This is a genomic window from Clostridium sulfidigenes (genome assembly GCF_052067195.1).
GTDB classification, from domain to species: domain Bacteria; phylum Bacillota; class Clostridia; order Clostridiales; family Clostridiaceae; genus Clostridium_J; species Clostridium_J sulfidigenes.
The window spans coordinates 40,194-50,811 of record NZ_JBQHQR010000022.1 but is presented as its reverse complement, the minus strand read 5'-3'; the positions used below and the strand labels follow the sequence as shown (position 1 = coordinate 50,811).

Below are 10,618 nucleotides of genomic sequence, written 5' to 3'. Positions count from 1 at the left end.
TACGTTGCTATGAGTCATGTAGCTAAAAAACTAACCCGTACCATATTTTATCTTTTAAAAACTAATACTGCATTTGTTCCACAAATGTAATCCAATAACTTTTTTTTAAAAGCAACATTCAAGTTGCTTTATTTGTCATGCAAATTTTTAGGACACTAACAATTAAGAAATTTATATAAAAATTATATTGACTTCATATAGTTAGTCTCTTAATATATTATAACTAATTGTTATTGAAACATTAAAATATCAAAATATGTTTTAAATATATAATTTCTACATATCTCTTGTACTATATTATAGTACAAGAGGACAACTTATTTAAAGTGATTTATGAGGAAAGAGTTTTAATATTTTATGAAATAGGACTTTTAAAATGTTAAATATTTATTATATCTATGATATAGATTTAAAAATTAGTCAATTAAAGTATGAAACTCGGTTAAAATATCATAGCTGAAAGAGTAAAGCTTTTAAAAAATTTATTTAGATGTTATTTATAAATGTTACTTATATCAGAATTTAATTCTTAAGAAATTATTACTTTTCATAGAAAAATTTAAGTGATTATTACATCTTTCTTACAATTAGAGGAAACTTATTTTCAAAGTATTAAAGGTATTGTATGCTAACATCATCAAAGAGTATGAGGTGAGGAAATGTCTAAAGTTCTAGAATTAAAAAATGTTACTAAGATTATGGGTAATCGTAAAATAGTTGACAATGTCAGTTTTGAAATAAACTCAGGAGAAATATTTGGATTTTTAGGACCAAATGGTGCAGGTAAAACTACTACTATTAAGATGATTACAGGACTTTTAAAAATTGATGAAGGAGATATTTTAATTAGTAATAATGATGTAAAGAAAAATTTTGAAAAAGCTCTTTCTCAAGTAGGGGGGATTATTGAAAATCCAGAGATGTATGGATATCTTACAGGACGTACAAATTTAGAGATATATGGCAGAATGCATGGTAATATTTCTAAAGAACGTATTAATGAAGTTATAAAATTAGTGAAACTTGAAAATCGTATTAATGATAAAGTAAAAAAATATTCTCTTGGAATGCGTCAAAGACTTGGTGTTGCTCAAGCATTATTACACAATCCTAAGCTTTTAATTTTAGATGAACCTACTAATGGATTAGACCCAATGGGAATTAAAGAGTTACGTGATACCCTAAGACATTTGGCAGAAGAAGAGGGACTAGCAGTTTTAGTGTCTAGTCACTTACTTAGTGAAATGGAGCTTATGTGCGATCGAGTTGGAATAATAGATAATGGAAAAATTATAGATATTAAAACATTAAAAGATATTAAAAAGCAAAATATCGAAAGCTTGATAACCTATGAATTAGAAGTAAGTAATTATAGTTTAGCGAGAAAAATTATAGAGAATGATTATAACAAAATATCTGAAGAGATTACTGTAGACTTCAAAGAAAATAAAATATTAATTTCTTGTTCTCGTGATGAAATTGCCAATGTTAATAAAGCTTTAATTATGGAGAATATATTAGTTTACACTATTAAGCCTATTAATAACACTCTTGAAGATGAATTTATGAAGGTAACAACAGGATCTAAAATGCAAATAGTGTAATATAGTAGAAAAGGAGCAGAGTTTAATGAGTAAAGTATGTGGACTAATAAAAAATGAATTGATAAAGCAATATAAAAAAACTAGTGTTAAAGTAATCGTGATTTTAATACTTTTAGCTAGCATAATGTTACCAGTAGCTTTAAAATTTTTACAGAATAGAGATGAGTCAAAGTGGTATATAAATAGCTATAATCAGGAAATTCAATGGCAACAAACAGAAATAACTAATATTGATTCAAGTAAGAAAAATAAAGACATTCAGAAGAAAGTTTTTGAAGAAAATATCAAAAAGTCACAAATTTTAATAGATAATAATGTTTCTTGGGATGATTGGAGAAATGAAGTAGCTGGAGAGGCTTCTAACAAATCAAAAGAGGCTATTATTCTATCAGGAATTTCAGATGGATTAGTAGGTGAAGAATTATTTTTTAATATACATGAATTTGATGTAAATATGTTTAATGAATATATTGACATGAGTAAAGAAAATATTCAAAAGGCCATAGATTCTAAAAATAAAGAAAGTAAGGAATTATATGATTCTGTTATAAAAAATGATTACTTAGTTTACTTGGAGAAGAATATTAAATCTTCTGAGGAGGAAATTAAAAATCTAAAGTCAACTATTAATACATCAGAAGATGAAGTGAAGAAAAATCCTAATAATAAAAATTTTGTTACATCTCTAGAGAATTCTAAAATTCAGCTTGATGCTTTGGAGAAAAGACTTAAGGCAACCGAATATAGATATAATAATAAAATTCCTTATGACAATAAAAATTGGAAAAACAATACTATAAGGGATATTGCCTATAAGATTGATGAAAATGGTGAGAGACTGCTTAGTGAAACTGAATTTACACAATACAATAGCGAGAAAATAGCAAAAGGATATACTTATGAGGAGTACAAAAAAGACTATGAAAAGAAAACAAAGTCTATAGAACAGGCTATAGTTCTTGATTGGTATAGTCTTGAAAATGATATTCCACAAGTCAAATTTGATAATGATATTAGAAATTCTGTTGATACGACTTATTTAATGTATGTTAGTGTTGCTATTATATTATGCATAATCATTGGAGGAGGTATAGTTTCTTCAGAGTATTCTACAGGTACAGTTAGATTGCTTATGATTAGACCAGTATCTAGATGGAAAATTTTGATATCTAAATTGGTATCAGTATTTATTATAGGATATGGGGTACTATTAACTACAGTTATATTAAATATTATATCAAGTGGAATTGTAAATGGCTTTGGAGGGCTTGCTACAAAAGTGATATCCTTCAGTGGAGAAAGTATAGTCGAGCAAAACTTTATAATTTCAATTATACCTAAGCTTTTATTCTCAAGCATTAGCTTAATATTTATAATAGCATTAGTATTTGCTATATCAACTATTATAAAAAATACAGCTTTAGCAGTTGGTCTTACTACTGTAGCATATTTAGGTAGCTCAGTTGCTACAATGATTATGGCAAGCTTAGGTATGAGATGGGTAGGTAAAACTATATTACCCTATATGAATTTATCAACTTTCATTACAAATTCCCAATATACTGAAATGTTTAAAAGTGAATATAGTATAGTTTTAAGTTCAACTATGGGGGCAATTCAATTGATTGTGTTTGCTACAATATTAATTATAGCTTCATTCTTAGTGTTCCAAAAGAGAGATGTAATGAATTAATTTATATAATGAAATTATAAGTGAAAATATTTCTATATTTATTTAAAAAAGTGGGGTTGACAATATTAATCTAGTTCAGTAGAATAATAATTGTAAGGGGAATGGAAAGTTAATTTTATAAAATAACTACAACTTACATTTTAAACTTATTAGATTAAAAATAAAATTTAATATATAGAGTCCGATAGGTGTACTAAGTACTTAATAGGGAATTTGGTGAAAATCCAAAGCTATCCCAGTAACTGTAAGTGAGGACGACTTAGCAAAAGCCACTAATTTATTTTGGGAAGGTGCTAAGAAGTATGATTCACAAGCCAGGAGACCTGCCATGGGATTATGAAATTTGATACTTTCTGAGGAAGAGTTAAAAGATTTATCCAGTGATGGTTTAGGTAAAATATAGTATTTATATTTATAGGTTTAAACTATAAATTAAATTGTAAAAGCTTTCACTTATTTAAATTTAGTATATTCCAAGATAGGTATCAATGATATCTATCTTTTTTTATATTGCTAGGAGAATTTACAAGGATGTGGATTGTAGAATATATAAGCTATTTTACAGTTTAAATAAACTATGAAGCTACAAAGGCGTGGCTTTCTCCTATATAAAATATACAAATGAAGTAACTATATTTTAATTGTTACTTTAGTTATTAACTTAAAGTTTTCAACCCAAAACTTTAGTCAATATAAATGTAAATTTTCTACTTATGTCCCTCTTAGTGGTTTTGATAAAACCAACTAATTTCACACAGGGATGTAACCACTATAATTTGTAGTGGTTACATCCTATAACCCTATAATTGAAAAAATATATGATTAAATATAAAAGACATTAAGACTATATCTAAAATTTATGATATAGTCTTAATTATTTTTTCTACCAACATTGATTTATCAAGTTATTTTCATAATATACAGTATATGTATAAATAATCAAATTAAAGTATCATATAATTTATAGATATGATATGATGAAGTAAGAAAATACAGATAATTATGTTTATGGAGAGGGATTATATGAAATTAACATTGCTTAAGGATTTGCAGGGAAATGAAATACTTGCTAAGGACATTATTACAGGCTCAGGTAAGACTTTGTTAAAAAAAGGCATTATAATTACTGAGCAAGTAAAAAATAGTATTGAACAACAAGGGATATTTTTTCTGTATGTACAAGATGATGACTTAAAAGATATAAAAGATGATAGTGAACTTATAAATTTAAAAAAGAATATACTTAAAACCATACCTAATATGTTTAGTGACTTAATAAATTATGATAATAAATCTTTAAGTAAATCTTTAACTATGGTTGATGATTTAGTTGAATATATACAGAGTGAAAACTACATAAATCTAAATTTATATGAAGTAAAATTATATGATGATTATACATACATACACTCTGTGGATACTAGTATTATGGCAATTTTTCTAGGAGTAAATATGAATCTTTCAAAATCAAGATTACGTGATTTAGCCATATCATCTCTATTTCATGATGTAGGAAAAACGAAAATATCTAGTAGAATCATAAATAAACCAGATAAATTAACTAAAGATGAGTTCAAGCAGATTAAAATGCATCCATTATATGGAAGGGATATACTGCTTGGTAATCCTATAATAAATGAAGAGATAATAGGTGGAGTAATAGAACATCATGAGAAGTATAATGGTACAGGTTATCCTTATGGATTAAAAGATAATGAAATATCACAATTTGCAAAAATCATTTCTATATGTGATGTTTTTACGGCCATAACATCAGATAGATGCTATAGAAAAAAATTTGATCCTAGAGAAGCTTATGAATTAATTTTAGCAGAAACATATACAAGTTTTGATCCTGAAATAATTAAGTTGTTTAAAGATACATTTGCAGTTTATCCATTAGGATGTCCTGTATATCTATCAAATAATTTATTTGGGTATGTGGTAAGTCAAAATAATGGGTTCCCGGATAGACCAGTAGTAAGAATTGTGAAGGATGAATACAATAATAAAATTAGTCCTTATGAGATTGATTTAAAGGATATTATAAATTTAACAATCATAAGTACTATAGTGTAGTATTTGTAAAGTAAATGGTATCTAAGGAGATGATTATCATGAATAGTAATGTAGGTGAAAGCTATATGAGAAATATTAAGGTTTTAAAAAATTTATATAAAGAAATATGGTGGAGTATGCCTACATATGTAGATATTCCCTTAGAAGCTAATGGATATATTAGGAAGAAGAAAAATGAGAAAAAGTTTGAGAAATTTATTGATGAATTTATTAAAATTATTGAAAGGTTTCCTTTGGAAGAAGAGAATAGAGAATTATGGAAGAAAAATAGTAACTCTTATCTTGAAAATATGATATTGGGAGAAGAATTATTTAAGCTAGGAACCATAGATAAAAAAATGAAGGATCAGTTTTTTGCAAGCACTAAGGTATTTATAAATCAGTGCAAGATCTTTGATAAAGAAATGAATTATGAAGATATTGGTCAAGCTATGAGAAATGTGTGGATTGTTAGTCTTCTTCAAAAGATGAAGGATATAGATATATCATTTACCATGGCTATTTTTGGATATAGTATGTTGTATCCATATACTGACAATTATTTAGATAATTTAGATATATCAATAGAAGAAAAGAAAGAATTTAATAACAGGTTTTATAAAAGACTATGTGGTGAAGAGATAGAGGGGAGAAATTCTCACGAAAAGCAAGTGTTTAAGTTAGTTGAATATATAGAATCTGTTTTTAATAGAAATGATTATCCAAAAGTTTTTCAAGGTCTATTATTAATTCATGAAGGGCAAGTAAAAAGCCTAATTCAGCAAGAAGGTATAAGTAACCCCTATGAAAGAGATATGCTAGATATATCTATTGAGAAGGGGGGAGCATCTGTTATTGTGGATGGTTATCTTATAAATGGAAGCTTAAACAAAGAGGAGGAGATTTTTACCTATGGGTATGGATTTCTACTTCAATTATGCGATGATTTGCAAGATGTAAGGATAGATTATGAGAATAAACACATGACTATAATGTCTCAACTTGCAGGAAAATACCATCTGGATAATATCGTTAATAAACTTATTAATCTAACTATCCATGTATTAGATGATGCAACGTGTTTTAAAGGGGAAAATATTGAAGGTTTGAAAAAATTAATAAAAGATAATTGTATTTTAATGATAATCTTTGCTATTGTTATGAACAAAAATTATTTTTCAAAGGAGTATGTAAAAGAAATTTCTAAATACTTACCTTTTACTATATCATATATTGAAAATATTAAGGGAAATTTACGAAGGAAGTTTGAAAATATTAAAAAATCTTATTATGGCATTTCATTAGAAGACATAATTTACTACTTAATTCAATAAAGGATTTATAAAAGGTTAAATTTAATTTAATTTAATTTAATTCACGAAATCTATAAAACTTTTTAGTTGATATAACTTTTAAAAAATGGTATGATTAAAACGTTGTACAGGTTATAATATAATAATTTATATATTAAGGGAGTAGTTAGCAGGAAGTATTAAATGACTTCATGGGATTAGGTCAACATACTGGATATTTAATATTCTGGTTTAATCTTAAAAGACGAGACTTATATTCTGATATTAGAATATAAGTCTCTTTTATTTTGATAAAATACATAGGAGGAATGAAAATGATATACGCTTTATATGGAATTTTTGCTGCATTTGTAATTGGTTTTTCAATTAAATTGTCTTATTATGTAGACGAGCTTGATAAAAAAACAAATTTATCAGGAGCTTTTATTGGAGGTGTTATGTTAGCAGCAGTAACTTCACTTCCAGAGTTATTTACAAGTATTTCATCTACTATATTTTTGAATGAGGTACAATTAGTTTCAGGTAATATTCTTGGTAGTAATGTGTTTAACTTAACTATTTTAGCAGTATTAGTTTTAGTAGGAGTTAAGAGATTCAAAAGCTCTGTAGTAACATCAAGCCATAGGAATACACTGAAACTTTTAATGGTGATTTATGTAATAGTGTTTATTGCTAATTATATTGGAAGAGAATTTTCATTTTTTAGTGTAAGCATATTCTCTATAGCAATTATGCTATTATATATCTTTGGTGTTAAGGCTATGTCTGGGGATGAATCTGCAGAAGATAGTGGAGAAAGTAATTGCAATCTTACAGTAAAGCAAATATATGTGAGGTTTACACTATTAAGTATAGGATTAATTGTGTTTAGTATAGGTATTACTATAGTAACAGATATGATTGCAAAGGAGTTAAACCTAGGGGTTACCTTGGCGGGGGCATTGTTCCTTGGAGTTGCAACTTCTCTTCCAGAATTAACATCTTCTATATCTTTAGCTAAAAAAGGTAATTTTAATGCTATGATTGGAAACATTGTAGGAAGTAATTTATTTAATTTTTGCATATTGTTTTTAGCTGATATACTATATATAAAAGGATCTATTTATCAACCATCAAACCAAGGATACTTATTAATAATATTTGGATTTATATGTACTGTAGTTGCTTATGGTATGTTAAAGATAAAAAAAGAACAAGCAAAGGAGATACATAAGGTATCAAGTTCGTTACCTTATGTATTAGCGAGTATGGCAATAGTGGCTAGTTATGTAACATATTTAACAATATCAATATAAAATAATAGGTTTTAGAAGCTCTGCTTTTAAAACCTATTATTTTATTATTGACATTTTCAACAAAGCCACTTTATTAGTTGTATTAGAATGAATTGTTAACATTTTATCATCTATACTTGTAATTATAATAGTTATTGTATAAAATGTTAATATTGGTAATTAAACTCAAGTGCAAATGTGTATAACTATATTTGGTAAAAAATCTAGTATTTAGTTAAACTTTAAGGGATGGTGATTTTGATGTTAGTTATAAATAATGTCACGAAGAAATATGGAAAATTTGTTGCTAATGATAATATAAGTTTTCAAGTGGGCGATGGAGAGATAGCAGTACTTTTAGGGCCTAATGGTGCTGGGAAATCTACTATTATTAAATGTATATGCGGACTATTAAGATTTCAAGGAAATATATCCATAGAAGGTTTTGATAATAAATCCATAGAAGCTAAAAGAATAATTGGATATATACCAGAAGTACCTGTACTATATGATATGTTAACAGTGGAAGAGCATTTAGAATTTATTGCAAGAGGTTATAATCTTACTGACTGGAGAGAATATGCTGAAAAACTGTTAAGGATATTTGAACTAGATGACAAAAAACAAAAGTTTGGGAAAGAACTTTCTAAAGGAATGCAGCAGAAGGTAAGTATTTGTTGTGCATTACTTCCAAAACCTAAGGTTATAATTTTTGATGAACCTTTAGTAGGTCTTGATCCCCATGGAATTAAAGCATTAAAAGAATTAATAATGGAATTAAAAAATCAAGGTGCAGCAATGATAATAAGTACTCATATGATTGATAGTGTGAAAGAGTTCTGGGATGTAGCACATATCATGATGAATGGAAAAATTGCGGCAACAAGGGTAAAAGAAGATGCTGAAAAATCTAATGAAGGATTAGAAGAATTATTCTTTCATATCACTGAAGGAAAGGGTGATCAGTAGTGAAAGGAATAATTTATCTATGGAGAACAACCTTAAAAAATCGAATAAAGGATTTAAAGAATCATCCTGGTAAATTAATAGGATATATAATTTTGATAGCTTTAATGGTTTTCGTTTTTATAACCTCAGCTAAAACTTCTAATAATGTTGATGTAAATAGCTTAAGTCCAATGGCGGAGCTAGGAGCAATAATATATGCACTATTTATGTTTTTATTTACAACTCAAATCATCCAAGGATTATCATCAGGAGCTACATTTTTTAAAATGTCTGATGTAAACTTGCTCTTTGTTTCTCCTATATCATCTAAAAAAGTACTTATATATGGACTTATAAGACAGTTAGGTACATCTTTATTTATATCCATCTTTATACTCTTTCAAGCTGGTGTACTTAAACAGAGGTATGGAGTAAATCCGCTAGGTGTAATAGTAATATTCTTAGGATATTTTATGTTAGTTTTCATAAGTAGTATCATATCTATGGCTATTTATTCAATTACTAGCGGAGATGAAGGTAAAAAGAAAGCAGTAAAGATTTTAATTTATCTCCTAGTATTACCTTTAATAATTTCTATTCTATTTAATATAAAACAAGGTGGAAGAGGTATAGGAGCTATAGTTAATGGGATAAATGTAAGTTATCTAGAATTTATTCCTTTTGTAGGGTGGATAAAAGGAGTAATTTATGGTGTTTTGATAGGCGAAACCTCTAATGCGTTAATGTACATTTTAGCAACAATTATAGGCATAGTATTAACTATAGTTATTCTTATGAAAAGTAAAAATGAATATTATGAAGACGTACTTCAAGCTACAGAAACTATGCATAAACGCGTGGAAGATGCAAAAGAAGGCCGAATAGTAGAAGTTAAAGATACTAAGAAGATAAAATTAAAAAATGTTGGAATAAATAAAGGAAGAGGAGCTTCTGTATTCTTTTTTAAGCATATGTTAGAAAATAGGAGAGCAGGAAAATTCTTTTTAGACAATACTACTTTAGTTCAAATAGTAGTTGTGATCATATTTACATTAACAATGAAGGACATAGGAAGTATAATAGCTACCTTTGCTATGGCCACATATATTCAATTATTTATGACTTTTGCAGGGCGCTGGGTTAGAGAACTAAAAATGCATTACGTATATTTAATTCCTGAAAGTCCACTTAAAAAATTGATGTATATAGTTTCTGAAAACTTAATAAAGTGTTTTATAGATGGAATTATAATATTTGTTATTGCAGGAATCATATTAGGTTCTTCACCTATAGAAATATTAGTATGCATAATAGCAAGATTGGGATTTGGAATGTTATTTATAGCAGGAGATGTGTTGTCTCAAAAAATATTCAAACAAGTTACAGGGAAAGGCTTATTAATGTTTTTAACAATACTTGCATTGATAATAATTGCACTACCAGGAATTATAGGTTCTGTAATTGTAGCAATTATCTTTGATGTAGGAACAATTTCAATAATAATTACATTTGTATGGAATATGTTCATATCGTTTATAATTATATGGCTATGTAAGAATATATTAAATAATATAGAACAGAATTTAGTATAAGCAAATTTATAATTGTTCAATTTATTCAGGTGTATATAAGATATGATAAATGTTAGATTTCTGTTAAAAACTATTTTTGAAAAGTATGAAAGTATAATTATAATAAAGTTTCTATCATAATAATCATGTAATTTGA

Annotated in this window: 7 protein-coding genes and 1 riboswitch; all 7 genes read left to right on the top strand. The window is 27.0% G+C overall.

The window, feature by feature from the left end; translation table 11 throughout:
• The first annotated feature begins 659 nt into the window (after positions 1–659).
• The 7 genes from ACTNBA_RS18320 (at position 660) to ACTNBA_RS18290 (ending at position 10,482) form a co-directional block, all read left to right on the top strand.
• Complete coding sequence (locus tag ACTNBA_RS18320; protein WP_441075712.1) at positions 660–1,604, top strand: ABC transporter ATP-binding protein; 945 nt, start codon at positions 660–662, stop codon at positions 1,602–1,604.
• Between the two features lie 25 nt (positions 1,605–1,629).
• Positions 1,630–3,297, top strand: coding sequence for a DUF2705 family protein (locus ACTNBA_RS18315; protein WP_441075711.1), 1,668 nt, complete (start codon positions 1,630–1,632; stop codon positions 3,295–3,297).
• 168 nt (positions 3,298–3,465) lie between these two features.
• Positions 3,466–3,642, top strand: a riboswitch (cobalamin riboswitch).
• Between the two features lie 678 nt (positions 3,643–4,320).
• Positions 4,321–5,376 carry an HD-GYP domain-containing protein gene (locus ACTNBA_RS18310; RefSeq protein WP_441075710.1) on the top strand — a complete coding sequence of 352 codons (1,056 nt, stop codon included), beginning with the start codon at positions 4,321–4,323 and terminating at the stop codon, positions 5,374–5,376.
• 38 nt (positions 5,377–5,414) lie between these two features.
• On the top strand, positions 5,415–6,689 hold the full coding sequence (locus ACTNBA_RS18305) for a hypothetical protein (RefSeq protein ID WP_441075709.1): 1,275 nt from the start codon (positions 5,415–5,417) through the stop codon (positions 6,687–6,689).
• A 293-nt stretch (positions 6,690–6,982) separates the two neighbouring features.
• Positions 6,983–7,963 carry a sodium:calcium antiporter gene (locus ACTNBA_RS18300; protein WP_441075708.1) on the top strand — a complete coding sequence of 327 codons (981 nt, stop codon included), beginning with the start codon at positions 6,983–6,985 and terminating at the stop codon, positions 7,961–7,963.
• A gap of 240 nt (positions 7,964–8,203) precedes the next feature.
• Positions 8,204–8,911 (top strand): ABC transporter ATP-binding protein, encoded by a 708-nt coding sequence (locus ACTNBA_RS18295; RefSeq protein WP_346869881.1) that lies wholly within the window; start codon positions 8,204–8,206, stop codon positions 8,909–8,911.
• Positions 8,911–10,482, top strand: coding sequence for a putative ABC exporter domain-containing protein (locus ACTNBA_RS18290; RefSeq protein WP_441075707.1), 1,572 nt, complete (start codon positions 8,911–8,913; stop codon positions 10,480–10,482). The genes ACTNBA_RS18295 and ACTNBA_RS18290 overlap by 1 nt, the downstream gene beginning before the upstream one ends.
• Positions 10,483–10,618: the final 136 nt, after the last annotated feature.